General features: G+C 38.1%; 1 protein-coding gene. It reads left to right on the forward strand.

Annotation, left to right across the window (positions count from 1 at the left end):
- Window positions 1-209 precede the first annotated feature (209 nt).
- The coding region (locus H5187_RS23915) for a winged helix-turn-helix domain-containing protein (RefSeq protein WP_182798515.1) at window positions 210-632 on the forward strand (423 nt) is incomplete at its 3' end.

The raw sequence follows: 632 nt of genomic DNA on the forward strand, positions 1-632 counted from the left end.
TGAAGAAATAGTCGAACAGGTTTCGCAAGCGTGGAATAAATTCATTTCTGTTCCTGATACGGTTAAAAGCATATGCTCTAGAGACTGGATAAAATTGACTTAATCTTTATGCAGATTGGTATAATTAGCACACTGATACTTATCTACTTTTACTAAATTGAACTTAGAAAAATCCAAGCAACTTTTAGCTTTATCACGTAAAGAGCCTAATGCAAGAAAGCGCATACGCCTGCTTGCTGTTTCATTATTCTTTGAGGGTGAAAAACAGAACGAATATTGCTAAGCGGCTAAATACAGCGCGCGGCAGTGTCAATAAATGGGTTTCAAACTACCTTAACAATGGTGTTGCTGGCTTGAACAACAAACCGATTAAAGGTCGTCCAGCTAAATTAACCTCACAACAACTAAACACACTGTCAGATTATATAAAACAGTCAGCAAGTTCTTCAGAAGGAGGCAGATTAATGGGGGAAGATATTGCTCAGTATATTTATGACCAGTTCAACATAAGGTATCACACCGATCATATTTACAAACTGCTCAAGAAGCGTGGGTTTAGCTGGATCACAAGCCGTTCTAAGCACCCAAAGCAGTCAAAAGAAAGCCAAGAGGCTTTTAAAAAAGTTCCAAGT

It is taken from the genome of Pseudoalteromonas sp. SG44-1 (assembly GCF_014164315.1).
Classification (GTDB): Bacteria; Pseudomonadota; Gammaproteobacteria; order Enterobacterales; family Alteromonadaceae; genus Pseudoalteromonas; species Pseudoalteromonas rhizosphaerae.